Here is a 25,461-nt window from a genome sequence, read left to right as displayed (position 1 = left end):
GGTAGGTACGGGGTGGCTTCCCCGCCCGTGTGAGGAGGCCGCGCCGTGCCCGCCATCCCCCTTGACGAGGACCAGACCCGCCTCATCTCGGTCCTGCGCGGCATCGCCGCCCAGGAGACGGCCCGCCTGCGCGACGGGACGCTCCCCTGGCAGTGGTGGCTGGAGCGCGCCGCGCTGCACGGTCGCCGGTACGGGTTCACCGGTACGCTCCTGATCTCCGCCCAGTGGCGGGCCGCGACGGACGTCCGCTCGTACGAGGAGTGGCGCGCGGCGGGACGGCAGGTGCGCAAGGGCGAGACGGGGATCCGCGTCTTCACCCGGTCCGGTGGGCTTCGCGCCGTGTTCGACGTGGCGCAGACGTCCGGCCTTCCCCTCCCGCCCGGTCCTGGGGCCGGGCGGGAGGCGGACCCAGGGAAGGTCGTGGCGCGCCTGGCGCCGCTCGCCGCTCACCACGGCGTGGACGGCACCTCAGGTGGGCTCGCGGAACTCGTCCACCAGTTGTCGCACGCGCTGCGGCCCGGAGACCGGATCGACCGTCCGGGGTCGCCGGAGTGCCAGGGCGTGCGGCGCGTTGAGGCCGACTCGGTCGCGTTCCTCGTCCTGTCGTGGCTTGGCATGGAACCGTCTGCTCCTGTCTTCCCGGTGAACGCGTTCTGGGCCGGTCCAGGGGTGGGCGACCGGATCCTCCGGATCGGCAGGCGCATCTATGAGCGCGCGTCAGAACCGTCCGACGGCGGGGTCATGACGGCCGCGCACCGGTTCTTCCGGTCGTGTCACAAGGACAGCTGGGTTCCCGCCTACCTGGCCGGACGCGGGTTCCCGGCGGGCGTGCAGCGGCGATGGCAGATCGGGTACGCGCCGTCCGGTCCCCGCGCGCTCACCGACCACCTGCGGACGCTCGGGCATGACGACGAGGAGATCGTGGCGGCCGGGCTCGCGCGCCGCGGGTCCGAGGGACGGCCGTTCGACACGTTCCGGGACCGGGCAATGTTCGCGATCAGGACGGCGGACGGCGCGGTGGCCGGGTTCATCGGCCGCCGCCCCGACGGCGCCGACGGCCCGAAGTACCTCAACGGCCCCGACACCGCGCTGTTCCACAAGGGCGAGCTGCTCTACGGCCTGCACGAGGCCCGCGACCGGCTGGCGGCGGGCGCGCGGCCCGTCCTGGTCGAGGGGCCGCTGGACGTCCTCGCGGTCACGATGGCCGGCGCGGCCGAGCACGCGGCGGTGGCGACGTGCGGGCTGTCGCTCACCGGGGCGCAGCTCGCCGCGCTCGCGGGCGCCGCCGACCTCGGCGCGAGCGGCGTCCTGGTCGCGCTGGACGGCGACCCGGCGGGCCGGACGGCCGCCGTCCGGACCTGGGAGACCCTGGCGCGGGTCGGCGGCCCGGTCGAGGCCGTGGCCCTCCCCGCCGGCCGCGACCCCGCCGACGTCCTGCGGGAGGACGGCCGGGCCGCCGTCCTGCGCGCCCTCCGCACCCGCGCGCCGCTGATGGATGCGGTCGTCGACGCCGCCGTCGCCCGCGCGGGCGGCACGCTGGCGACCGCCGAGCAGCGGCTCGCCGCCCTGCGCGCCGCGTCCAAGATCATCGTCGCCCGCCCGCCGGAGGCCGCCCGCCAGGTGGTCCGCCTGGCGGCGAGCACACGGGTCCCGGCGGCCCTGATCACGGACCTCCTCATCGAGGCCGCCTCCCGTTAACGTGCGTCCGACTGGCCGAGCGCGCGGCGGTGTCAGCGGTGCGCGTCCGCCCGGCCGAGCGCGCGGCGGACGCCCGCGGCGATCTCCAGGTCCTCGCGGGCCTCGACCACGAGGGTGCGGGCGGCGGCGCCGTCCGCGGTGATGTCGGTGTCGCCCGAGGCGGCGGTGTTGCGGCCGGGGTCGACCGACGTGCCGAGGAAGGCGAGGTCCCCGGCGAGGCGCTGCCGGACGGACGGGTCGTGCTCGCCCACCCCGCCCGTGAAGACGAGCGCGTCGAGGCCGCCGAGGGAGGCGGCCATGGCGGCGGCGCACGCGCGGAGGCGGTGGTGGTAGACGTCCAGGGCGGCCAGAGCCGTCACGTCGCGGCTCTCGGCCAGCTCGCGGATCCGCCGCATGTCCCCGGTACCGGCCAGCCCGCGCAGGCCCGACTCGCGCTCAAGCGCGTCGTTGACCTCGGACGGGGACACGCCGTGCTTCATCAGCCACAGCGGGATGCCGGGGTCGATGCTCCCGGCCCGGGTCGCCATGACCAGGCCCTCCAGCGGCGTGAAGCCCATCGTGGTGTCGACCGACACGCCGTCCGCGACGGCGGCCAGCGACGCGCCGGAGCCGAGGTGGCACACCACCATCCGCAGCGCGGCGGGGTCGGCGCCCAGGATCTCGCCCGTCCGGCGGACGGCGTAGGAGAACGACAGGCCGTGGAAGCCGAAGCGGCGCAGCCCGAACCGCTCGCGCCACTCGGCGGGCAGCGCGTAGGTCGCGGCGGCGTCCGGCAGGGACGCGTGGAAGGCCGTGTCGAAGCAGGCCACGGCCGGGACGCCGGGCAGGACGCCCGTGATCTCCTCCAGCGCGTGCAGCGACGCGGGCTGGTGCAGCGGCGCCAGGTCGGCGAGGCCGCGCAGCCGCTCCCGGACCGCGTCGTCGATCACCACGGGCTCGGTGAAGCCGGTGCCGCCGTGGACGAACCGCACGCCGACCGCGTCCGGCTCCGGCATGCCCGCGACCAGCGGCGCCAGCTCGTGCCCGGCGCCGGAGTCCTCGGCGGCGACCGTCCCGTCCGCGTCGACCAGGCTCAGCTTCAGGCTGCTCGACCCGGGGTTGACCGTGAGGACCCGCATCAGTACGGCCACGTCCAGTCGCTGACCTCGGGCGCGTCCTCGCCATGCTCGCGGGTGTGCGCGCGCAGCTCCAGGCGCCGGTCGGCCATCCGCTGCCGGAGGTGCGCGACCCGCCCGCCGAGCGAGGGGACGCGGTCGATGACGTCCATGACCAGGTGGAAGCGGTCCAGGTCGTTCAGCATGACCATGTCGAACGGCGTGGTGGTCGTCCCCTCCTCCTTGTAGCCGCGCACGTGCAGGTTGTGGTGCCCGCGGCGGCGGTAGGCCAGCCGGTGGATCAGGTACGGGTACCCGTGGAACGCGAAGATCACCGGCTTGTCGGTGGTGAACAGCGCGTCGTACTCCGCGTCGGGCAGGCCGTGCGGATGCTCGCTGGACGGCTGGAGCCGCATCAGGTCGACGACGTTCACCACGCGGACCCGCAGGTCCGGGAACAGCCGGCGGAGCAGGTCGGCGGCGGCCAGCGTCTCCAGGGTCGGGACGTCGCCCGCGCAGGCCAGGACGACGTCGGGATCGGCGCCGCCCTCCGTGCTCGCCCACTCCCAGATGCCGATGCCGCGCGTGCAGTGCGCGATGGCCTCGTCCATCGGCAGCCAGTTGAGCGCGGGCTGCTTGCCCGCCACGACCACGTTGACGTAGTCGCGGGAGCGCAGGCAGTGGTCGCCCACCGACAGCAGGGTGTTGGCGTCCGGCGGCAGGTACACGCGGACGATCTCGGGCTTCTTGTTCAGGACGACGTCGAGGAACCCCGGGTCCTGGTGGGTGAAGCCGTTGTGGTCCTGCCGCCACACGTGCGACGACAGCAGGTAGTTGAGGGACGCGATCGGGCGGCGCCACGGCAGGCCGCGCGTGACCTTGAGCCACTTGGCGTGCTGGTTGAACATCGCGTCGACGATGTGGACGAACGCCTCGTAGCTGTTGAACAGCCCGTGCCGCCCGGTCAGCAGGTAGCCCTCCAGCCAGCCCTGGCACAGGTGCTCGCTGAGCACCTCCATGACGCGGCCCTGCGCGGCCTGGTGCTCGTCGGTCGGATACCGCTCGCCTTGGAAGACGCGGTCGGTCGCCTCGAAGACGTCGCCGAGCCGGTTGGAGGCCGTCTCGTCCGCGCCCATGATGCGGAAGTTGGACGGGTTGGCCCGCACGACGTCGCGCAGGAACCTGCCCAGCAGCCGGGTCGGTTCGGCGGTCGTCGTGCCCGGCTTGTCGACCTGCGCGGCGTAGTCGCGGAAGTCGGGCAGGACCAGCGGCTTGAGCAGCAGCCCGCCGTTGGCGTGCGGGTTCGCGCTCATCCTGAGCTCCCCGGCGGGGGCCAGGTCGCGCAGCCCCGCGACCGGACGGCCCTCGTCGTCGAACAGCTCCTCCGGACGGTACGAGCGCAGCCACTCCTCCAACTGCGCCAGATGCCCGGGGTCGTCGCGCACGCCGCCGAGCGGCACCTGGTGGGAGCGCCACGTCCCCTCGACCGGCAGCCCGTCGACCTCCTTCGGGCCCGTCCAGCCCTTGGGCGACCGCAGGACGATCATCGGCCAGCGCCGCCGCCCGGTCGCGCCGCCGGTGCGGGCCGCGTGCTGGATGGCGGCGATCTCGTCCAGCGCCTGGTCGAGCGCCACGGCCATCTTGCGGTGCATGGACGCGGGCTCGTCGCCGCTCACCAGGACCGGACGGTACCCGTACCCGTCCAGCAACTGGACGAGTTCCTCCTCCGGGATCCGCGCGAGCACCGCCGGGTTGGCGATCTTGTAGCCGTTCAGGTGCAGGATCGGCAGCACCGCCCCGTCCGCCACCGGGTCCAGGAACTTGCTGGAGTGCCAGCTCGCCGCGAGGGGACCGGTCTCCGCCTCGCCGTCGCCGACGATGCACGCGACGACCAGGTCCGGGTTGTCGAACGCCGCACCGAACGCGTGCGCCAGCGAGTAGCCCAGCTCGCCGCCCTCGTGGATCGACCCGGGCGTCTCCGGCGCCACATGGCTCGGGATGCCGCCGGGGAAGGAGAACTGGCGGAACAGCCGCGCCATCCCGCGCGCGTCCCGCGACACCTCCGGGTAGACCTCGCTGTAGGTGCCCTCCAGCCACGCGTTCGCGACCGCCGCCGGGCCGCCGTGCCCCGGCCCCATGATGTAGATCATGTCCTGCCCGCGCGCCCTGATCACCCGGTTGAGGTGCGCGTAGCAGAAGTTGAGGCCGGGCGAGGTGCCCCAGTGCCCGAGCAGCCGCGGCTTGATGTGCCGCCGCGCGAGCGGCTCGCGCAGGAGGGGGTTGTCCAGCAGATAGATCTGCCCTACCGACAGGTAGTTGGCGGCCCTCCAGTAGGCGTCGATCTGCCGTACTTCGTCGTCGGTCATGGCGACGGCCTCGCTCATGGCGCTGTTCCCCTGTCCCCTCCGGCTCGATAAACCGCCCGAAAGGACCACGTCCCCCCGATCACTCACCTCAACCTTCTCGGCGTCCCGTCCTTAGTAACCCAACGCCGCGCTGTAGGGGGAGCGGGGTTCGGCGGCGCCGCGCAGGCCGCCGCCCGGTGGCGCCTCGATGACCTGGGCCTCGCCGAACTCGTCGTCCTCGGTCGCCGCGCGGACGAGGTGGCCGTAGCCGGGGAGGTCGCGGGTCCAGGCGGGCGGGGAGCCCTTCTCCAGGTCCAGGCGGATCGGGGTGCGGCCCTGCCAGGTCTCGAACAGCCCGAGGCCGGTGGCGAGCCGCCAGCGCGGGGCGGCGAGCGCGTCGTCGGCGGGTGTCGCATGCCGCAGCATCCGGACGAGCAGTTGCAGGGTGACCTGCGGCTGGAGGTCGCCGCCCGTGGAGCCGAGCACGGCGCGCAGCGTCCCGTCCGGCCGGGTGGCCAGCACCGGGACGAGGGTGTGCGGCGGACGGCGCCTCGGCCCGTACTCGTTGGGCTGGCCGGGGGCCAGCCCGAAGCCGATGCCCCGGTTGTGCAGGTTGATGCCGGTGTTCGGCTCGAACAGCAGGGAGCCGAACCCGTTGGCGTTCGACTGCAGCAGCGAGACGCCCATGCCCCGCTCGTCCACCGCGCAGACGCAGGTGGTGTCGGCGGGCACGATGGAGCCGCGCCGCCGCCAGTGCCGGGTGGGGTCGATCGCGGCGCGCAGGGAGACGATCCGCTCGGGGTCGACGAGCGCGTCGCCGTCGGCGTGCTCGTGCAGGACCTCCGTCCTGTCGTCGGCGGCGGCGAGGGCCGACTCGGCGAGCAGGTGGGCCCAGGCGGGGTCGTCCGGGATGCCGGGGAGGCCGAGGCCCTCGGCGAGGGCCAGGCCGAGGAGCAGCACGTACCCCTGCGAGTTCGGCGCGGCCGTCCACACGTCGTGCCCGAACGCGCGGAGGCCGAGCGGGGGGCGCCATTCGGCGTCGGACTCGGCGAGGTCGGGCCCGGTGTAGAGGCCGCGGCCCGTCTTCAGCAGGCCGTCGCCGAACTCGCCCTGGTAGAAGCCCGCGCGGCCGTAGCCGATGATCGCGCGCAGGGCTCGGGCGAACCCGGGGCGCGTCACGTGGTCGCCGGGACGGCGCGCCCACGCGAGGCCCTCGGTGCCGGGCGCGCCCACGGCCGCCTCGCTGGCCGCCACGAACTCCGGCGTCGCGGCGAACCCGCGCTCGGCGTGCAGGACGGCGGACTGGAGGACCTCGGCCAGCGGCAGCCTGCCGTGGCGCCCGTGGAGGGCGAGCCAGCCGTCCACGCAGCCGGGGACCGGCACCGACCGGATGTCGTGGCGGACGGGCATGCGCCGGTGGCCCTCCTCGCGGAGGGCGTCGGGGTCGGCGCCCGAGCCCGTCCGGCCGGAGGCGTTGAGCACCTCCGGCGGGCCGGGGTCGGTGTGCACGAGCGCGAACAGATCGCCGCCCATGCCGCAGCGCTGCGGCGCGACGACCGCGAGCACGGCGCCCGCGGCCACGGCCGCGTCCACAGCGGAGCCGCCGGCCCGCAGGATCGCGAGCCCGGCGGAGGACGCGCGATGGTCGGCCGTGCAGATCATCGCCCGGTCGGCGGTGGCCGTCGTGGTCATGCGAGCCTCCGGTGCCTTCGGGGAGTTCGGCCGCAGGCGTGCCGGAAGGACGGCCGCGGCCCGGGAGCAGTGCGTGCGCGCTTGAGACGGAGCGGCGGGGTCCAGGGCGGCTTCTCATAGGTCTACGTTCTGTTGCGCGATGCTCACGACGAACAAGACCCATAAGAAACGCCCTGGTTGGCGGGAAGAGGCGAACGGGAGCGGCGGGGGTCCCGCGCCGGCGCGGCCGGGGAGCGGATCTCCGCTGCGCCGCGCGCATCAGCCGGCGTCTCACGGCACGTTCACTCCATCGAGGTTAGTTGCCGGATGCCCAGGCTGAGAAGATGTTTCCCGTACTTTGACGATCGGTCCGCCCACGTGGCGCGGCCGAGAAGGCCACGGCGGCGGGCGCGCGCCGTCAACCGCGCCGCCGTGGCCTCGTCCCCCCGCTCCGGCTGCGGACCGTCACCGGTTACGGGGGCGGCGGCCGTGCGGGCCGCCGCCCCGCCCCCCAGCGAACCGATGGGGTGCCTCCACGAGGTGCGTTGAAGCTTGCCGCCTACCCGCGCGTAGGTTCACGGAACCGGCGTGGTGCTCGACCAGCGGGCGCCGGTCTGCGACGAGCGAGCCCGCGCGTGCGGCGAACGAGCCGTGACGTGCGGTGAATGGACGCCGCCGTCCCGGTGACCGGCCTGCCGCGCCCGCCGCGCCGCGGGAGCGTCCTCCGTCTTGACGGGCGCGGACAGCGCGGGCCATGCTGCCCGGACATTCGGGCGGCCCTTTGGGAGGCGGTATGACCGGGTACTTCGCCGGGCGGAGCCTCGCGGACCTCGGACGCGGGCTCCGCTCCGGCTCCGACACGTCCGCCGGGCTGCTGGCGCGCGCCCTGGAGTCGGTCGACCCGTCCCTCAACGCGTTCGTCACGCTCGACCCCGAAGGCGCGGCGGCCGCCGCGCGCCAGGCGGACGAGGAACTCGCGTCCGGCGGCGACCGCGGCCCGCTGCACGGCGTCCCCGTCGCGGTGAAGGACATCATCGACGTCGCGGGGCTGCCCACCGGCATGGGCTCGGCGCACTTCGCCGGGAACGTGGCGAAGGAGGACGCGGGCTGCGTCACGCGCCTGCGCGCCGCCGGAGCCGTGATCGTCGGCAAGACCGGCACGCACGAGTTCGCGTACGGCGGCAGCGGCGACGTGTCCGTGGACGGGCCGTGCCGCAACCCCCGCGACCCCGAGCGGATATCCGGCGGGTCCAGCAGCGGCAGCGCCGTCGCGGTCGCCGCGGGCATGGTCCCGCTCGCGCTCGGCACCGACACCGGCGGCTCCGTCCGGATCCCCGCCGCGTTCTGCGGGATCGCCGGGTTCAAACCGCACTACGGCGCCATCCCGACGGACGGCGTGTTCCCGCTGTCGCCCTCGCTCGACCACGTCGGCGTCCTCGCCGCGACCGCCGCCGACTGCCGCACCGCCTACCGGGCGCTGGCCGACCTCCCGCACCGGGAGGACGCCCCGCCCGGCGGAGGCCCCGCGTGGATCGTCCCCTTCGAGACCGACACCGACGTCGAGCGGACCGTCCGCGCGCTGTTCCCCGACGCCCCGTCCGAGCGGGTCGACCTGCGCGGGCTGCGCCGCGTCTTCGTCGGCATCCAGGACAGCGAGGCGTACGACATCCACGCAGAGCGCGTCGCCGAGGCGCCGGAGCTCTACCAGCCCGCGACCCTGGCCCGGCTGGAACGCGCCGCCCGCACGTCCGGGTGGCATTACGTCCGGGCCGTCCGCGAGCGCGAGCGGTACGCGCGGGAGGTCGCCGCGCTCCTGGACCGCTACGACCTCCTGGTGCTCCCGACGGTGCCGATCACCGCGCCGTTGATCGGCGCGACCGACGGGCCCATGGGGCCCCTCCAGCCGTCCCTGGTGAGCCTCACCTGCGCGTGGAACATCCTCGGCCTGCCCGCCCTGAGCGTCCCCGCCGGAACGGTGCGCGGCCTCCCGGTCGGCGTCCAGTTGGTCACCCGCCGGGGCGCCGAGGACCTCCTGTTCGCCGCCGCGGGCACCCTCCCGGACTGACCCGGGTCAGTCGGGGTGGCGGGCCCGGCGCTCCTCGTCCTCCAGGAGCGGGTCGATGCGGAAGGGGACCTGGTGGGTGAGGACGATCGAGGTCGTGCTGCGGCGCACGCCGGGGCACGCGAGGATCGAGTCGATCACCTCGTGGAGCTGCTTGCCGTTCGGGGCGACCGCGCGGACCAGCAGGTCGCCCTGGCCGGTGATCCCCAGGACCTCCAGGACGCGGGGGATGGCGGCGAGCGCGGCGGCGGCCTCCCGGAGCCGGCCCTGCGCGACCTCCAGGGTGGTGAACGCGGTGAGCTCGAACCCCAGGGCGCCCAGGTCGACCTCCCGGCCGCGGTGGCCGATCACGCCGTCGCGTTCGAGCCGCTCGACGCGGGCGTGGGCGGTGTTGCGGGCGATGCCGAGCTTCGCCGCGAGCTCGGTGACGCCGATGCGGGGCTGCTCGACCAGGCGGCGCAGGATCCGCAGGTCGAGCAGGGTGGGACGCGTCACAACGCTCACCTCCGGGACGTAACTCGGTTCTGACATGAGCAATCCGCTCAATTATCGCCGCACCATCTTGCACACCGTTCAGCGCGGAGGCTCAATGCACGCATGACCACCATCTCCTCCCCGTCGTCCCCGCTCCGCGACCGGCTGGAGCTGGAGCGCGGGCGGATCGCCCTCGGGGGCGTGCACGCGCTCGTCCGGCTGCTGCTCGACCAGCGGCGCGCGGACGCCCGCCGCGGCTGGCGCACCGCCGGCCTCGTCTCCGGCTACCGGGGATCGCCCCTCGGCGGCCTCGACCAGCAGCTCATGCGCGACGCGAAGCTTCTGGACGAGCACGGCATCCGGTTCGTGCCCGGCGTCAACGAGGAGCTCGCGGCGACCGCCGTCTACGGCTCGCAGCTCGTCGACCACCTCCCCGGCCCGCTCTACGAGGGCGTCTTCGGCCTCTGGTACGGCAAGGCGCCCGGCGTGGACCGCTCCCTGGACGCGTTCAAGCACGCCAACTGGCTCGGGACGAACGAGCGCGGCGGCGTGCTGGCGGTGGTGGGCGACGACCCGTCCTGCAAGTCCTCGACGCTGCCATCGGCGACGGAAGGCGCGCTCGCGGAGGCGTTCATGCCGGTGCTGGCCCCCGGCTCGGTGGCGGACGTGCTGCGCCTCGGCCGCGCGGGCTTCGAGATGTCGCGGTTCAGCGGCGCCTGGACCGGCTTCAAGGTCGTGACGGACGTCGCGGACTCGCACGAGGTCGTGGACGTCGAGCCGGTGCCGGACCCGGTCGTCCCGGAGTTCGCGTGGCGCGGGAGGCCGTGGCGGCCGACGCGCAAGGCGGGCGTGGACCTGAAGGGGACGACGGACCTCGAAGCGGAGGTGCTGGAGGGACGGCTGCGCGCCGCGACCGCGTTCGCGTCGGCGAACGGCCTCGACCGGATCGAGGGCGCCGGGGGCGACGCCGCGATCGGCCTGGTCGCGGCCGGGCGCACCTACCTGGAACTGCGCGAGGCCCTGGACCGGCTCGGCCTGGACGACGCGGCCCTCGAACGCCGCGGCGTGCGGCTCCTGCGGCTGGCCCTGATCCACCCGCTCGACCCGGCGCGGCTCCGGGCGTTCGCCCGCGGGCTCCGCGAGATCGTCGTCGTGGAGGAGAAGCGCGCGTTCATCGAGACGCAGGTCCGAGACGTCCTGTACGACCTGCCTGAGCGGCCCGCCGTCCTCGGCAAGAAGGGCCCGGACGGCGCCGCGCTGGTCCCCGCCGATGGGGGCCTCGACTCCGACCGCATCACCAGGGCCCTCGCCCGGCTGCTGGCCGACCGGGTCGGCGAGGAGCATCTGGACCTGCGCGACCCGGCGCTGCGGCCCCGCAAACCGGCGCTGAACCTGCTCTCCCCCGCCCGGACGCCGTTCTTCTGCTCGGGCTGCCCGCACAACCGCTCGACCACCGTCCCGGACGGGTCGATGGCCGCGGGCGGCATCGGCTGCCACCTCATGACCGTGTTCGACGACCGTAGCATCGGCACCACCCAGATGGGCGGCGAGGGCGCCATGTGGGTCGGCGCCGCGCCGTTCACCGGCACCGGCCACATGTTCCAGAACCTCGGCGACGGCACGTTCTTCCACTCGGGGAGCCTCGCCGTCCGGCAGGCCGTCGCCGCCGGGACGAACATCACCTTCAAGCTGCTCTACAACGCCGCCGTCGCGATGACGGGCGGCCAGGAGGCCGACGGCGGCGCCGCCCCGGACGCCGTGACCCGCATGCTGCACGCCGAGGGCGTCGCGAAGATCGTGGTGGTCGCGGACGACCCGTCCCGCTACCCGCGCGGGACGGACTGGGCGCCCGGCGTCCGGGTCCGGCACCGCGACGACCTCGACGCCGTCCAGCGGGAGCTGCGCGCGGTCCCCGGCGTGACCGTGCTGCTGTACGACCAGGCGTGCGCCGCCGAGACCCGCCGCAAGCGCAAGCGCGGGCTCGCCCCGGAGCCGGCGACCCGCGTCCTGATCAACGAGGCGGTCTGCGAGGGCTGCGGCGACTGCGGCACCGCGTCGAACTGCCTGAGCGTCGAGCCGGTCGAGACCGAGTTCGGCCGCAAGACGCAGATCAACCAGACGTCCTGCAACAAGGACTACTCCTGCCTCGACGGCGACTGCCCCTCGTTCCTCACGGTGGTCCCGGGCGGGCGGAAGGCCGCCGGGCCCTCGCTGCCGCCGATCGGGGAGCTCGCCGAGCCGCCCGCGCGTCCGGCGTCCGCGGACGTCCTGCTCGTCGGCATCGGCGGGACGGGCGTCGTGACCGTCAACCAGGTCCTCGCCACCGCGGCGCTGCTCGACGGCCGCCACGCCCGCGCGCTCGACCAGACCGGGCTGAGCCAGAAGGCCGGCGCCGTGGTCTCACACCTGCGCATCGGCGACACCCACCGCGACCGCCCGGGGATGGTCGGCGCGGGCGGCGCCGACGCCTACTTGGTCTTCGACTCCCTCGCCGGGACGTCCGAGACGAACCTGCGCCGCTGCGCGCCTGGCCGCACCGCCGCGATCGTGTCCACCAGCGAGGTCCCGACCGGACGGATGATCACCGACACGGCGGCGGCGCTGCCGCCGGGCGCCGCGCTCCTCCGGAAGATCGCGGACGCGACGGACGGCGACCGGCTGGTCGCCCTGGACGCCCTCGCGCTCGCCGAGCGGTGGTTCGGGAGCACGACCACGGCCAACTTCGTCGTGGTCGGCGCGGCCTACCAGGCCGGGCTGCTGCCGCTGACGTCCCGCGCGATCGAGGAGGCGCTCGCCCTCAACGGCGTGCAGGTCGAGGCCAACGTCCAGGCGTTCCGCGCCGGGCGCCGCCTCGTCCTGGACCCGGCGCGGGCGGACGGCCCCACCGCGAACGGCGCCACCGCGTCCGGCGCCACCGCGTCCGGCGTCACGGCGGTCGAGAGGCCGCTGAACGCGACCGCGCCGGCCGCCCTGAACCTGGTCGCGGCGTCGGGCGCGGACGGGGAGCTGCTCCGCGTCCTGCGGATCCGCGTCCCCGACCTCGCCGCGTACCAGAACGTGGCGCTGGCCAAGAGCTACCTGGACGCCGTCATGCGCGTCGCGGAGGCCGAGCGGGACGCGGGCGCGGGCGGGCTGCGCCTCGCCACCGCCGTCGCCCGCAACCTGTACAAGCTGATGGCCTACAAGGACGAGTACGAGGTCGCCCGCCTGCACCTTGACCCGGCGCTGGCCCGGCGCGTCGAGGAGCGGTTCGGCCCCGGCTCCACCGTCCGGTACATGCTGCACCCGCCGGTCCTGCGGGCCCTCGGCGTCGACAGGAAGATCGCGCTCGGCCGGACGGCGCGCCCGGCGTTCGTCGCGCTGCGCGCGATGCGGCGCCTGCGCGGCACCCCGCTCGACCCGTTCGGCGCGACGGCGCAGCGCCGCGCCGAGCGGCGGCTGGTCGCCGAGTACCTCGCGGTGGTCGGCGAGCTGGCGGCCGGTCTCGACGCGGAGCGGCACGACCTCGCGGTCCAGGTGGCGGAGCTGCCCGACATGATCCGCGGCTACGAGGACGTGAAGACCGCCAACATCGTCCGCTACCGGGAGCGGCTCGGCGAGCTGCTCGCCACGTGGCGCGCCGAGCGCCCCGCCGCCCGCGTCTGAGCGGGGCCGCCCGCGCGGGGGTGTCGAACCGCCTGCGCCGTCCGCTGCGTACACCCTTTCGCGCCATCGCACCATCGCGGGGACGCTGGGAGGTTCGGGTGGATGCGGGCTTGCGGCTGACCGACCGGTACCGGCTCGTGGAGCGCCTCGACGGCGGCGGACCCCTGGAGGTCTGGCGGGCCTGGGACGACCTGCTGGGCCGTCCCGTCATGGTGAAGGTGCTGACCGGCGCGCCCCCCGACCTGCACATCGCGTTCCAGCGGGCGGTGAACGCCGCCGCCAGCCTCGCGCATCCCGGCCTGGAGACGGTCTACGACAGCGACCGGACGCGCGACGCCGCCGGGCGCCTCGCGTCCTACGTCGTCACCGAGTTCCTGGACGGGGAGACCCTCGCCGCGCGGCTCCGGCGCGCCCCGCCCCCGGCCGCCGAGACCGCGGACATCTGCGGGCGGATCGCCGGGGCCCTGGAGGCGGCCCACGCGGCCGACGTCGCCCACGGCGACCTGAACCCCGGCAAGGTGCTGCTCGTCGGCGACGACGTGAAGATCCTGGACGCCGGGATCGGCTCGGTCCTGCGCGGCGCCCGCTACTCCACCGCCGCGGAGCTCGCCGTGATCAAGGCCGCCGACGTGCGGGCCCTCGGCGCCATCCTGGCCGCCTGCCTGGACGCCGGGGCGAAACCGGAGTCGCTCGCCCGGCTCGTCGCGCGCTGCGCGTCCGCCGATCCGGCGGCCAGGCCGTCCGCCCGCGAGGTCGCCGACATGCTGGCCCGCGACGAGGAGCCGTCGGCGGGCGCGGTGTTCCGGACGGCCGCGGCGGGCGGCGACCAGACGACGAGGGTCCTGCGCGTCCCCCCGGACGAGCGCGGTCGCGGCGGGTCCGCCCGTCCGGCCCGGCGCCGCAACGGCAGGGGCGTCCGCCTCGCGGTGGTCGCCGTCACGATCGCGATCCCGGCCACCGGCGCGGCCGCGGTCCTCACCTCGGCGCCGCGCGTCCCGTTCGCCACCCCGCCGTCCTACCCCCGCCCGCAGACCGCGCCCAGCGGACCGTCCCGGCCGGACCCGTCCGCGGGCCGTACCGGCGACGCGGTCGCCCGCCTGCGCCCGATCGTGCGCGGCGGGTACGCCGCAGGCGAGGTCCGCTCGGACGTCGCGATCGACCTCGACAACCTGCTCAGCGCCCTGGAACGCGACCTCGCCTCGGACCGGCGGGTCGACGTCGCCGCGCGCGTCGCCCAGCTGCGGGGCAGGATCGCCGCACGCCTGCGCGACCGCGGCCTGTCCCGCGCCCTCGCCGACCGCCTCAACCGCGCCCTCGCGACCATCGACGCCGCGAAGGCCCGGCCGAAGGGGCTCGCCTAGCGCGGCGAACTCTCAGAGGCAGCCCTCGAACTGCGGGATCTCGACCATCGCCCGGTCGAGTTCGGTGCCGCCGAACCACTTGCGGGTCAGCCGCGCCGCGGTGCCGTCCTGGTACATCGTCGTGATGGCCCGGTTGAGCGCCTCGCACCCGTCCGGGTCGCCGCGCCGGATCCCGATCCCGGTGTTCTGCTCGCTGATCCGGGCGTTGACCAGCCGGAAGCCCTTGTCCCCGCGGATGAGGCCGGCCAGGATCACGTCGTTCGTGGTGATCGCGTCCACCGCCCCGGCGCGGATCAACGTCATGCACTGGCCGTAGTCCTTGGCGGAGACGATCTTGGCGGTCATCCCGTTGACGGCCAGCAGCCGCTGGATCGGGTCCGAGCCCTCCACCCCGCAGAACCTGCGGCCCTTGAGCTCGCGCACGCTCTTGGCGCGCTCCGCCGAGCGCACCAGGACGTCCTGGAAGGACGCGTAGTACGGCCCCGCGAAGGCGATCTTCGTCTTGCGCTCGGGGGTGACCGACAGGGTCGCCAGGACCATGTCCGCGCGGCCCGACGTCAGCATCGAGATCCGCTCGCCCGAGAGCGTCTGGACGAAGGTGGCCTTGCGTCCGAGCCGTCCCGCGACGTACCGGGCGACGTCGATGTCGAAGCCCTCGAACGTCCCGTCCGGCCGCTTGAACCCGAGCCCCGGAAGGTCCGGGCGGACGCCCACCACCAGGGTCTCCTTGTCCAGCAGCGACTTGTCTCCGCTCTGCCCGCAGGCTGTGAGCAGCCCCGCCAGCACGATCATCACCGCGAGCAGGCGCATCGGTCCCCCAGATCCCTCCGGCACACCGCTCGGCCGGGTCACCGGAATGATCCCGGCTCCGCCACCACGGTTTCAAGACCGGCGCCTTTGACTACCGCGGGAGGGGCCGGGTTCGCACATGGCTCAACATGGCCACCGGCCGAACAACCGCAGGTCAGAGCGCCTCTAACCCTGCATAACCACGAAGAAGCCGGAAGGAACCACAATGAATGTGAAGCGGATCGCCGTCGCCGGTCTGGTCGCCGCGGGCGTCGTCGCGAGCGGCACGGTCCTCGCCTCCCCCGCGTCCGCGGACACCACGTCCTACCTGCCGGGCTCCGGCAACTGGCCGGTCCTGCGGCAGGGCCAGACGAGCGAGAACGTCCGGGCGCTCCAGTGGTTCCTCAGCTGCGAGGGCTACGACCAGCCGGCCCCCTCCCACTTCGGCCCGAAGACCCGCGCGAACGTCCACGCCTTCCAGCAGCGCTACCTCACCAGCCAGGACGGCAACGTCGGCGCCCACACCTGGCGCGCCCTGCTCACCACCCACACCGCGCCCGTCGGCTACGGCCAGCGCAACAACTGCGTCAAGGGCCTCCAGGTCCTGCTGAACAAGTGGCGCTACAGCGACGACCTGCCCATCTCCGGCTACCACGGCCCCCGCACCAAGAAGAAGCTCATCCGCTTCCAGAGCGGCCACGGCCTCCCCGCGACCGGCACCGTCGACCTCCGCACCTACCAGAAGCTGACCTACACCCCCGCCGGCAAATGACCCCCCGCGGGGCGGGGCCTGTGACCCCGCCCCGGGCTGTTAGCGCTTCAGGACGGCGGAGCGGGTAGGACGAACATGCCGACCAATCCCCGCCATAGGCTGGGGAGCACGTGGGCCTCGCCTCGGCTGATGCGGCTGTAGACCACCTCGTGGACGCCGCCGACGATCACCTCGGCGGTCAGCTCCGGCTCCGGGCAGCCCGGGTACAGGGCCAGCAGGTGGGTCACGATGGCCGCGTTGAAGTGCTGCTTGACCCGGTCCCGCCGCTCGACCGCCTCCGGGCCCGCGGCGAGCACCTCCACGACGCACATCCGCGCGGCCAGCGGCTCGGCGGCCAGGAACTCCAGGAGCGCGCCCAGCCCGGCGCGGAGCCGGGCATCCGGGGCCGCCTGCGTGCCGAGGACCCCGGAGACCGCGTCGATCAAGCGGGACGTGACCGAGTCATAGGCCGCGAAGAACGCCTCTTCCTTGTTCTTGAAATGCTCGTAGAACGTCTTCTTGGAAATGGCGGACTTGGCGACGATGGCGTCGATGGTGAGATGCGCGTACCCCTTCGCGCCGACCACCTCGATCACCGCCTGGAGGATGCGGCCGCGCTGGTTGCTGGCCACGTAGCTGCGGGAAAGGCGGTGCCGGCCGGACGGCAGCCGCTCCGCCTCCGGCCGCCGGAGCCCCTCGTCCACCCGTCCCATGCCCCGCCCGCCGCATCGCTTCCCTGCCCGTCCCTCTTGGTCACGATTCTAACGACCCCGGCCCCGGGCGCCCGCACCCTGACGTGCTCGCCTGGGCGTCGCCCCGGGTTCACCCGCAGGATGGGTGGGGCTCCTACGGTGGCGCGATGAACAAGATCGACATGAGTGTGACGTCGCGGCGGGCGGTGCTGGGGGGTGCGCTCGGCGCGGCTGGGCTCGTCGGGCTGGGTGTTCCCGCGCAGGCGGTGACTCGCCGTCGACCGCGGGTGCTGATCGCGACGAACGAGCCGTGGGGGACCTACCATGTCGCGCCGCTGCTCGCCGAGGCCGCGCGGCGCGGCGTGCGGCTGACGCAACTCGTCCCGGACCTGTCGAAGGTCAAGCCGGACGAGCCGGTGCCGGTCGCGACCCTCGATCGCGCGCCGCGCGCCGATCTGCTGGTGGTCGCCGGGGCGGGCGACTGGCCGCTGGAGTGCGCGGCGCGTTTGCGGCGCCTGCCCGTGGCCGCGAGTTCGCTCGCCTACCTGGGGCCGGACGAGGCGCCGGGCGCCCGGCGGCTGCGTCACCGGTTGCGGACCATCACGTCGTCGTCCCGGGCTGAGGCGCGCGCCTTCGCGAGCTACCTCGGCACCCACCGGCGCGTCCGAGTCGTGGGCTCGCCGCAGACGGACGACCTGCCGGTGCGCGCCCCGGAGCCGGGTCTGGTGCTGGTCGTCACCAGCGTCACCCATCCGGACGGGACGGGCGGCGCCGCCCCCGGTACCGAGTTGCTGCTGCGCGCGGCCGATGCGCTCAAGAGGTCGGGGAAGCGCGTCCTGGTGGGCCTGCACCCGCGCGAAGACCGCACGCTCTGGGAGCGGTACGAGATCAGCGGCGTGCCGACCCTGCGGGCGTCCGCGCGGGCCGAGGCGGCGATCGGGATCCCCGGGACGATCTTCCCGCTGATCGCGGCGGTGGGGACGCCGCTGGTCGGGTGCACCGATCCGGCGCTGAGGGTCCCGGAGTACCTGCTGTCGGTCTGCTCGTCCACGATCCGAAGCGCGGGCGAGGCCGTGCCGGCCGTCGGCGGGGCACGTCTCCCCGACGCGGCGACGCTGGCCGACGCGGTGGGGCCGGTCGGCGGCTCGGCGGCCCGCCTGCTGGACGCGTGGCGGCATCATCACTGACAAGGGCTCGCCACAGTGGGCGCCTCCCTCCGGATGGAGGCGCCCACCGTGGTGACGGGCGGCTGGACGAACCGGAGGGCCTGCGGCCGTCCGGGTCAAGGTTTCGTCAGCGCCCGGGCTCTGTTCGTGCCACGAGGGTTCCGGCGACCGCCTCCCTTTCTGTTCCGGGGACGCTGGGGGAAGGCTGGAGACGGCGCCGCCGGGGGGTCATGCCGAGGGCGGCGACCGCGGCGACGACCATGAAGGCACCGACGACCAGCCAGGCGTGGACATAGGAGTGGTGGGCGTCCAGGTAGCCGTGCGGCTTGCCGATGACGGCGACGGCGAGGCTCACGCCGAGGACGGCCCCGATCTGGCGGCTCATGTTGACCACGGCGCTGCCCGTCGCGAACCGGTCCGCCGGGAGGTCCGCCGCCGCGGCCGACAGGATGGTGGGCAGGGCGAGGCCGACGCCGATCCCGCCGACGAGCCAGCCCGGCAGCAGCTCGGTGGCGTACGCCGGCTCCGGGCCGAGGCTCGCCGCCATCATCGCCACGCCGGACGCGCAGAGCATGCAGCCGGCGGCGGTGACGACGCCGACGGGCACCCGCGCGGCGATCAGCTTCCCGGCCGCCAGCGCCATCAGCGGGACCATCAGGGGGCCGGGCGCGACGCCGAGCCCCGTCCGGATCGCCGAGAAGTGCCAGACCTGCTGCATCCACAGCACGCCCAGCAGCAGGTTGGCCGCGAAGGCCACGGTGAACAGCAGGACGGTCGCGTTCGACCAGGCGAACGTGCGCACGGCCAGCAGGGACGGCTCGATGACCGGCGCGGGGTGGCGCGCCGAGCGGAGCCAGAACAGGGCCAGGACGAGCAGGGCCACGGCCGCCGCGACCGCGGTCCGCTCCCCCGGCCAGTCGTTGATCTTCACCAGCGCGAGCGCGAGCAGCGCGATCGCGGCCGTCAGCCCCGCGGCTCCCGGCAGGTCGGGGACGCGCGCCGCCGCGCCCTCGCGGGAACCGGGGACGAACCGGAGCGCGAGCAGCGTCGCGAGCACCCCGATCGGGATGTTGACCTCGAACACCCAGCGCCACGACGCGTCCACCAGGACACCGCCGAGCGCCGGGCCCGCCGCCGCGGCGAGCGCCGAGGAGGCCGACCAGATCCGCACCGCGCCCGCCCGGCGTCCCGGCGGGAACACCGACAGCAGGAGCCCGAGGCTGGTGGGGACGAGCGCCGCCGCGCCCACGGCCTGGACGACGCGGAAGGCGACCAGCCACCACAGCGAGGGGGCGAGGGCGCACGCCTGGGAGGCGAGGGTGAAGACCACGAGGCCGGCGAGCAGCCCCGTCTTGCGGCCGTAGCGGTCGGCGAGCCTGCCGAGCGGGACCAGCAGCGCCGCGAACACGATCGCGAAGCCGTTGAGCACCCAGGACAGATCGGCCAGCGACTCCCCGGCGAAGTCGCGGCCGATGTCGTCGAACGCCACGTTGACGATGAACAAATCGAGGCCCGCCATGAAGGAGGCGACGGAGAGCACCGCGAGCACGAGCCGCGGGCGTACCTGACTTTGTTCCACCATAGTCAGGGAGGCTAGCGAGCGAGCTGACTTTGGTCAATACAAGTCAGGTGGATTTCCGGCGTATACTCCCCGGTGTGACGATCACACTAGAAGGGCACTTCGCCGACCGCGGCACCTGGTCGATGCAGAACTGCCCGGTGGCCAGGACGCTCGCGGCCCTCGGTCCGCCGTCGGCGGTCCTGGTGCTCAGCGAGGCTTACTTCGGGACGAACCGTTTCGGCGACTTCGTGCGGAACCTGGAGATGACCGAATCGGCCGTCACCGCACGCCTGCGCCACCTCGTGAAGGCGGGCCTGCTCAGCAGGGAGCCGTACCAGGAGCCCGGCCAGCGCACCCGCTACGAGTACCACCTGACGAAGATGGGGCTGGACCTCGCGCCCACCCTGGTCGGCCTCATGGAGTGGGGCGAGACCTACCTCCCGCACGAGGAGGGGCGGCAGGTCACGCTCACGCACGCTGGCTGCGGCGAGGACGTCGCGTCGGAGGTCCGCTGCACGTCCGGCCACGCCGTCGGGGTGAGCGAGATCGTCATGCGCCCGCCGCGCGACCCCGAGCCCTAGACCCCGGCACCGGACGGACAGGCCGGGCCGCCGCCCCAGGCGCAGAACGATACGCAGAACGACGCTCAGGACGACACACAGAACGAGCCGGACGCCGCCTCCGAGGGCGCCTGACCCGGGCGGGGACGACGCGGCTCACTCCTCCGCTGACGACACCGACTGCCACGCCCGCGGGCTCTCGCCCCGGCCGTTCGTCGCCTGGCCGCCGGCCAGCCGCAGGGCGTGCTCGACCAGCGCCACCAGGATCTCCTTCGCCGACCCGGTCTGCCGCGCGTCGCACAGCAGGACGGGCACGTGCGGGTCGATGTCCAAAGCCGTGCGGACCTCCGGCGGGTCGTACCGGTCGGCGCCGTCGAAGCAGTTGACCGCGACCACGAACGGCGTGCCCCTCTCCTCGAAGTAGTCGATGGACGCGAAGCTCGACGTGAGCCTCCGCGTGTCGGCCAGGACGACCGCGCCGAGCGCCCCGCGCGACAGCTCGTTCCACATGAACCAGAACCGCTCCTGGCCCGGCGTCCCGAACAGGTAGATCGCGACGCCGTCGCGCAGGGTGATGCGGCCGAAGTCCATGGCCACGGTGGTCGTGCTCTTGGCCGCCACGCCGTCGAGGTCGTCCACGCCGACGCTCGCGTCGGTGAGCGCCTCCTCGGTGCGCAGCGGGCGGATCTCGCTGACCGCGCCGACCATCGTCGTCTTGCCGACCCCGAAGCCGCCGGCGACGAGGATCTTCAGCGCGACGCGCGGGCCGTCGTACCGGTCGCCCGCCTCGTCGTCGGCCGGGCGGCCGTCCGGCGGCGGGTCAGAGCGCACGGAGTTCATCGAGCACCCTCCTGAGCAGGTTCTGGTCGGTATGGGGCTGGACGGACGGCGTGGACCACCGCTGGACGGCCACCAGTCCCGAGTCCAGCAGGTCGCCCGCGAGCACGCGGACCACGCCGAGCGGCAGGTCGAGATCCGAGCCGAGGTCCGCGACGGTGTGCGGACGGCGGCACAGCGCCAGCAGGCGGCGCTGCTCGCGCGACAGGCGGCCGGGCTCGGGCGGCTGCTTCCCGGTCGCGACGAGGATCGACACGATGTCCAGCGGCTCGCCGCTGGGCTGCGTCCGGCCGCGCGTCACCGCGTAGGGGCGGACGATGGGTCCGGCGGCGGCGTCGAGCCACCGTTCCCTTCCGGGACCCCGGGATGCGCCGGGGGCATTGGGGTCCATGGGGGGTCACCCGGATCCAGGTCCCGGTCCGGCCTGTCTCAGCCCCGTCGACAGCTGTTTGCCGACGCGCCTGACCAGCATCGTCATCTCGTAGGCGACGAGGCCCGCGTTGGCGCCGACCTCGCTGAGCAGGGCCAGGCAGCTGTTCGCGCCCGCCGGGACCACGAAGAACAGGCCCTTGTCCATCTCGATGAGGGCCTGGCGGATCTCGCCGGAGTCCAGCTGCGGCTTGGCCCCGATCGCCAGGCTGTGGAACCCGGCGGCCAGCGCGGCCAGGTACTCCGAGTCCTCGCGGCCGACGCCGCGGGACGCCCCCATGACCAGGCCGTCGCGCGAGAGGACGACGACCTTCCGCACCTGGGGAACGCGGTCGACCAGGTCGTCCAGTAGCCAGCCCAGTTCGGCGGCGACTCCCTGCTGAGTCATGATCTTCCCTTCGTGGCGTCTGCGGGTCCCTCGTCCTCGTCGCGGCCGCGCAGCCATCCCGCCTGCAGGGACGCGAACAGATCCCGGGATGCCTCGGCCGAGCGCTCCTCCCAGGCGGCCAGCGTGTCCTCCGTGGGAGGCGGTGCGGCGTGCGGATCGGCGTCGCGCAGCTGCGGGGCCAGGCTGGCCCTGCGCACCCGGCGCGGCAGCGGGGCGCGCCCGCCGGGGCCGGTCTGCTCCTGCTGCGGTGGCGCCTGCGCGAACGGCTGCGTCTCCCCGACCGGCTGTGCCTCTCCGAACGGCCGGCCCTCCCCGAGGGACTGGCCCTCGCCGAAGGACTGGCCCTCCCCGAACGAGGACGGCGCGCTGAACGAGCCCGTCCCGCCGTAGGGGTCGGCGGCCTGGAGGGGACGCGTCGCGTCGTACGCCGGCCGGGTCTCGTACGAGGGAGGCGTCTCGTAGGAGGTCGGCGCCTCGAACGACACAGGCGACCCGGGTATCGGCCCGTCCGGCATGTCGTGCCCGAACCCGTCGTTACCGAACCCGTCGTTCCCGAACCCATTGGGTCCTAGTCCGTCGTTTCCGAACCCGTCGTTCCCGAATCCGTTGTGCACCGCCCCGTCGTGGACGGGCCCCTCATGGACGGGACCCTCGTGCACCGGCCCGTCCTGCTGCGGGTCGGCCACGTCGTAGGGGGTGGGCGCGTTGAGCATCGCCGTGGACGACGGCCACAGCTGGCCCGAGCCGTTCCCGACGGTGCCCGCCGTGAACGGCTCCGTGGGGATCGACCGCGCGACCGGTGCGTCATGCGCGACCGGGACGTCGTGGGCGGCCGGGACGCCGCGCGCCACCGGGGCGTCGCCCGTCTCGTCCTCGGGCTGGTCGACGTGCACGATCAGCTCGCGCGGGATCAGCACGACCGCGCTGACGCCGCCGTACACCGACGGCTGCAGCGCGACCTTGATGCCGTGCCGCCCCGCGAGGCGGGCGACGACGAACAGGCCGAGGCGGTCGGTGACGGCCAGGTCGAACTCGGGCGGGCGCGCCAGCCGCAGGTTGAGCGCGTCCAGCTCGGACTGGTCGAGCCCGATCCCGCGGTCCACGATGTCGACGGCGAACCCGTTCGCGCCCATCTCGCCGCGGACCAGGACCTCGGTCGGCGCGGGCGAGAACACCGTGGCGTTCTCGATCAGCTCGGCGAGCAGGTGGATGACGTCGGCCACGGTCTCCCCGATCACCGCGGCGCCGCCGGAGACCACGACGACCTCCACGCGGGTGTAGTCCTCGACCTCCGCGACGGCGGCGCGCAGGACGTCCTCGACGTGCACCGGGCGGCTCCACCCGCGGCCGGGCGACGTCCCGGACAGGATGACCAGGCCCTCGGCGTGGCGCCGCATGCGGGTGGTGAGGTGATCGAGGCGGAACAGGTCCTCCAGCGCCTTCGGGTCGGACGCGCGGCGCTCCATCTCGTCCAGCATGCGCAGCTGGCGGTGCAGCAGGGACTGGCTGCGCCAGGCGACGTTGAGGAACACCCGGCTGATGCCCTGCCGCAGGTAGGACTCCCTGACGGCCGTGTCGATCGCGGTGTACTGCACCTGGGTGAAGGCGTCGCCGACCCGCGCGACCTCCTTGCTCTTGCCGATGACGAGCGGCGGCGCCTCGGCCTGGACGTCCACCTCCTCGCCGCGGCGGAGCCGGGCGACCACGGCGGGCAGCCGGTCCTCGGCGAGGTGCAGGGCGGCCCGCTGCAGGTCGCGCAGCTCGCGCGACAGGCTGCGCGCGGCCAGCAGCGACAGCGCGATGGACGCGATCACCGCGAGCAGCCCGAAGCCGCCCGCGAGGATCAGCCGCAGCACGATCCGCTCGCCGATCGGCTTGGCCATCTCGTTCAGCGCCAGGCTGGCCTGCGTGACCTTCTGCTCCCACGCCTGCGACAGCAGCGCCGTGGTCGCCGACCAGTCGCCGGCCTCGCCGGGCAGCCGGTCGCCGCGCGCGCCGACGATCGCCGCCTCGGCCGCCCGGTACCGCTGGAAACCGTCGGACGAGGCGAGCTGCCCCAGCGGCTCGCGGATGCTGTCGTCGAGGTCGGCCATCCCGGCGTCGAACTCGCGGCGCCCGTTGGCCGCCCACTGCACGAACGCCAGGTGCTCGGCCGGGGTCAACCGGCCGCCTCGCGCCATCGCCGCCGTGACCAGCGCGTCCTCGCGGAGCATGTACGCGCGGGCGTTGCCGATCCCGATGAGCGCGCGGCCCTGCTCGAAGATCGCCAGGTCGTTGACCGTCACCAGGCCGTTGAAGACCGCGATGACGTCGTCCAGGACGGTGCTGTAGGAGTCGATGACCTCCAGCGACTGGGCGCGCCCGGAGTCGACCTTCGACCGCAGGTCGGCCAGGCCGTCCAGGGAGCGGATCGCCTTGGAAAGCCGCCGCTCGGTCTCGGGCTTGGCCGCGTCCTGCGCGTCGGACGAGAGCGCCGTCTTGCGGAACTTGGCCTGGACGGCGTTGACACGCGCGCGCTGCACGCCGAGCTTCTGCCGGGCCTGCGGGGTGCGGGTGCTCAGCGCCACCACGCTGAGGGAACGCTCTTGCTGGAGCTGGCCCACCAGGTAGATGCCCGGGAGGCCCATCTTCTCGTACGTCGTGGAGAAGTCGTATTTCTCGAACGCCGCGCCCAGCGTGATGTTCGCGGCGAACGCCCAGAGGGTGATGAGCGAGACCAGCGGCACGAGCAGCAGCGCCGTGATCCGCAGGCGTATCGGGCGTCTCCGCCGGCCCTCGGCCGCCATGTCAGATCACGCCCTCGTGCCGGGACGGGCCGCGGGCCGTCATGACCGCGCCTCGTCCATGGCCGCCCGGGCCATCAGGTCCCGGAGACGGCCGGTGATCATGGCGACGGCCTCGGCGTGGCCGCGCGCCGCCCGCTCCCGTGTCGTGTACCGCCCGATATCGGCGTGCATCGCCGTATCGGACGCGATCGTCTGCCATAGCAAAGGTCTCCCATTCGCGGCGAATCCCAGGTCGGTCACGGTGAACCACGTCGAGACGACCACGACGACACCGCCGACGCGGATGACGTCCTGCGCGAGCAGGCGCGCCCTTACGTCCAGCAGGAGCCGCTGCGCCTCGTCCGACGTGGCGGGTCTCCCGTCCGCCCGGTACCAGTCCACGGACATCGCACATCCCCATCACCGCCGATCCGTACGCCCGCGGAACGTTCCGGTCGGGCGTACATCGGCAGGTCAACGCGGGCACACCGGGGTTCGTCGGCGTCGCGCGCGGAGCGTCCCGCCGCCCGCGTGCCCGGCGGAACCCGTCGCGGCGCCGCGACGCTACGCGAGCCGCTCGTCCTGCGGCCAGGCGCGGACCTCGCACCAGACCGACTTGCCGGACGCGGTGTGGTCGGTCCCGTGGCGCTCGGCGATCACCGCCACGAGGAACCAGCCCCGGCCGGTCTCCTCCATGAGGTCGACCTGCCGGGCCTGCGGGACGGACGGGCTCGGGTCGTGGACCTCGACGCGGAGCCGGGCGCCGGCGCGCAGCAGGCGCAGGCAGAGCGTCGAGCCGGGGGCCCTGGTGTGCTGGACGGCGTTGGTGACCAGCTCCGAGACCAGCACCTCCGCGTCGTCGCGGATGTGCCCGACGCCGGAGGCGCCGGTGACGGCCCGGCTGAACGCCCGGGCCCTCGGGACGGACTCGTGCGTCGCGGGCAGGCTCAGCTCGCCGAGCAGCATCGGGGGGTGGACGGCCGGCGCGGACGCGGCGGGCGGGGCGACCGCCGTGGCGGTGCCGGCGTGGTCCGGCGCGGCGCCGTTGGGGGACGGCGCGTCGACGTGCCGTCCCGCTTCGCTAGGGAGTTCGATGGTGTGGTGTTCGCCCGACATGTGGAACGCCTCCTTGACTAAGGCGTGATGGCCGGTCCCGGCCATCACGCCTTAGTC

At 74.2% G+C, this 25,461-nt stretch carries 20 protein-coding genes; 7 read left to right on the top strand and 13 right to left on the bottom strand.

From position 1 onward, the window contains the following. Positions 1 to 45 precede the first annotated feature (45 nt). The gene (locus E1298_RS49440) at positions 46 to 1,698 is read left to right on the top strand and encodes a toprim domain-containing protein (protein WP_131892595.1); all 1,653 of its coding nucleotides are present in this window, start codon (positions 46 to 48) and stop codon (positions 1,696 to 1,698) included. A 32-nt stretch (positions 1,699 to 1,730) separates the two neighbouring features. Here the strand turns inward: E1298_RS49440 and E1298_RS12575 are convergent, their stop codons facing one another. From E1298_RS12575 to E1298_RS12565, 3 genes are all read right to left on the bottom strand, one after another. Next, positions 1,731 to 2,816: an acetate/propionate family kinase gene (locus tag E1298_RS12575; RefSeq protein WP_131892611.1), complete on the bottom strand. Its 1,086-nt coding sequence runs from the start codon at positions 2,814 to 2,816 to the stop codon at positions 1,731 to 1,733. Further along, the gene (locus E1298_RS12570) at positions 2,816 to 5,176 is read right to left on the bottom strand and encodes a phosphoketolase family protein (RefSeq protein ID WP_131892593.1); all 2,361 of its coding nucleotides are present in this window, start codon (positions 5,174 to 5,176) and stop codon (positions 2,816 to 2,818) included. Before E1298_RS12570 ends, E1298_RS12575 begins: the two co-directional genes overlap by 1 nt. Before the next feature lie 93 nt (positions 5,177 to 5,269). Continuing rightward, on the bottom strand, positions 5,270 to 6,829 hold the full coding sequence (locus tag E1298_RS12565; RefSeq protein ID WP_131892591.1) for a gamma-glutamyltransferase: 1,560 nt from the start codon (positions 6,827 to 6,829) through the stop codon (positions 5,270 to 5,272). Positions 6,830 to 7,601: 772 nt separating this feature from the next. Between E1298_RS12565 and E1298_RS12560 the strand changes: the two genes are divergently transcribed. Beyond that, the gene (locus E1298_RS12560) at positions 7,602 to 8,873 is read left to right on the top strand and encodes an amidase (RefSeq protein WP_131892589.1); all 1,272 of its coding nucleotides are present in this window, start codon (positions 7,602 to 7,604) and stop codon (positions 8,871 to 8,873) included. Positions 8,874 to 8,879: 6 nt separating this feature from the next. Here the strand turns inward: E1298_RS12560 and E1298_RS12555 are convergent, their stop codons facing one another. Beyond that, positions 8,880 to 9,365, bottom strand: a complete 486-nt coding sequence (locus E1298_RS12555) for an Lrp/AsnC family transcriptional regulator (protein ID WP_243725545.1) — start codon at positions 9,363 to 9,365, stop codon at positions 8,880 to 8,882. Between the two features lie 102 nt (positions 9,366 to 9,467). On the opposite strand from E1298_RS12555, the gene E1298_RS12550 reads away from it, so the two are divergent. Both E1298_RS12550 and E1298_RS12545 read left to right on the top strand, forming a co-directional pair. Beyond that, positions 9,468 to 12,989 (top strand): indolepyruvate ferredoxin oxidoreductase family protein, encoded by a 3,522-nt coding sequence (locus tag E1298_RS12550; protein ID WP_131892585.1) that lies wholly within the window; start codon positions 9,468 to 9,470, stop codon positions 12,987 to 12,989. Between the two features lie 98 nt (positions 12,990 to 13,087). Next, entirely contained in the window at positions 13,088 to 14,350 is a 1,263-nt protein-coding gene (locus E1298_RS12545) for a protein kinase family protein (protein ID WP_131892583.1), read from the top strand. A 12-nt stretch (positions 14,351 to 14,362) separates the two neighbouring features. On the opposite strand, the gene E1298_RS12540 is transcribed toward E1298_RS12545, so the two are convergent. Next, positions 14,363 to 15,160: a transporter substrate-binding domain-containing protein gene (locus E1298_RS12540; protein ID WP_131892581.1), complete on the bottom strand. Its 798-nt coding sequence runs from the start codon at positions 15,158 to 15,160 to the stop codon at positions 14,363 to 14,365. 205 nt (positions 15,161 to 15,365) lie between these two features. Between E1298_RS12540 and E1298_RS12535 the strand changes: the two genes are divergently transcribed. Continuing rightward, positions 15,366 to 15,911: a peptidoglycan-binding domain-containing protein gene (locus E1298_RS12535; protein ID WP_131892579.1), complete on the top strand. Its 546-nt coding sequence runs from the start codon at positions 15,366 to 15,368 to the stop codon at positions 15,909 to 15,911. Between the two features lie 47 nt (positions 15,912 to 15,958). Here E1298_RS12535 and E1298_RS12530 read toward each other — a convergent pair whose 3' ends face one another. Continuing rightward, positions 15,959 to 16,603 (bottom strand): TetR/AcrR family transcriptional regulator, encoded by a 645-nt coding sequence (locus E1298_RS12530; RefSeq protein ID WP_131892577.1) that lies wholly within the window; start codon positions 16,601 to 16,603, stop codon positions 15,959 to 15,961. A gap of 146 nt (positions 16,604 to 16,749) precedes the next feature. Here E1298_RS12530 and E1298_RS12525 point away from each other — a divergent pair, with 146 nt between their 5' ends. Further along, positions 16,750 to 17,769: a hypothetical protein gene (locus E1298_RS12525; protein WP_207944583.1), complete on the top strand. Its 1,020-nt coding sequence runs from the start codon at positions 16,750 to 16,752 to the stop codon at positions 17,767 to 17,769. Between the two features lie 106 nt (positions 17,770 to 17,875). On the opposite strand, the gene E1298_RS12520 is transcribed toward E1298_RS12525, so the two are convergent. Then, the gene (locus E1298_RS12520; protein ID WP_131892575.1) at positions 17,876 to 19,330 is read right to left on the bottom strand and encodes an MFS transporter; all 1,455 of its coding nucleotides are present in this window, start codon (positions 19,328 to 19,330) and stop codon (positions 17,876 to 17,878) included. 74 nt (positions 19,331 to 19,404) lie between these two features. On the opposite strand from E1298_RS12520, the gene E1298_RS12515 reads away from it, so the two are divergent. Then, the gene (locus tag E1298_RS12515) at positions 19,405 to 19,890 is read left to right on the top strand and encodes a winged helix-turn-helix transcriptional regulator (RefSeq protein ID WP_131892573.1); all 486 of its coding nucleotides are present in this window, start codon (positions 19,405 to 19,407) and stop codon (positions 19,888 to 19,890) included. A gap of 135 nt (positions 19,891 to 20,025) precedes the next feature. Here the strand turns inward: E1298_RS12515 and E1298_RS12510 are convergent, their stop codons facing one another. The 6 genes from E1298_RS12510 to E1298_RS12485 all read right to left on the bottom strand — a co-directional run bounded on the left by E1298_RS12510 (position 20,026) and on the right by E1298_RS12485 (position 25,404). Continuing rightward, positions 20,026 to 20,709: a GTP-binding protein gene (locus E1298_RS12510; RefSeq protein WP_131892571.1), complete on the bottom strand. Its 684-nt coding sequence runs from the start codon at positions 20,707 to 20,709 to the stop codon at positions 20,026 to 20,028. Then, positions 20,690 to 21,097: a DUF742 domain-containing protein gene (locus E1298_RS12505; protein WP_131892569.1), complete on the bottom strand. Its 408-nt coding sequence runs from the start codon at positions 21,095 to 21,097 to the stop codon at positions 20,690 to 20,692. Before E1298_RS12505 ends, E1298_RS12510 begins: the two co-directional genes overlap by 20 nt. A 6-nt stretch (positions 21,098 to 21,103) precedes the next feature. Beyond that, on the bottom strand, positions 21,104 to 21,523 hold the full coding sequence (locus E1298_RS12500) for a roadblock/LC7 domain-containing protein (protein ID WP_131892567.1): 420 nt from the start codon (positions 21,521 to 21,523) through the stop codon (positions 21,104 to 21,106). Then, the gene (locus E1298_RS12495) at positions 21,520 to 24,309 is read right to left on the bottom strand and encodes a sensor histidine kinase (RefSeq protein ID WP_131892565.1); all 2,790 of its coding nucleotides are present in this window, start codon (positions 24,307 to 24,309) and stop codon (positions 21,520 to 21,522) included. The genes E1298_RS12500 and E1298_RS12495 overlap by 4 nt, the downstream gene beginning before the upstream one ends. A gap of 39 nt (positions 24,310 to 24,348) precedes the next feature. Further along, positions 24,349 to 24,696 (bottom strand): hypothetical protein, encoded by a 348-nt coding sequence (locus E1298_RS12490; RefSeq protein WP_131892563.1) that lies wholly within the window; start codon positions 24,694 to 24,696, stop codon positions 24,349 to 24,351. Between the two features lie 156 nt (positions 24,697 to 24,852). After that, on the bottom strand, positions 24,853 to 25,404 hold the full coding sequence (locus tag E1298_RS12485) for an ATP-binding protein (RefSeq protein ID WP_165975440.1): 552 nt from the start codon (positions 25,402 to 25,404) through the stop codon (positions 24,853 to 24,855). Positions 25,405 to 25,461 lie beyond the last annotated feature (57 nt).

It is taken from the genome of Actinomadura rubrisoli, assembly GCF_004349215.1.
Classification (GTDB): domain Bacteria; phylum Actinomycetota; class Actinomycetes; order Streptosporangiales; family Streptosporangiaceae; genus Spirillospora; species Spirillospora rubrisoli.
This window is presented reverse-complemented; position numbering and strand designations above follow the sequence as displayed.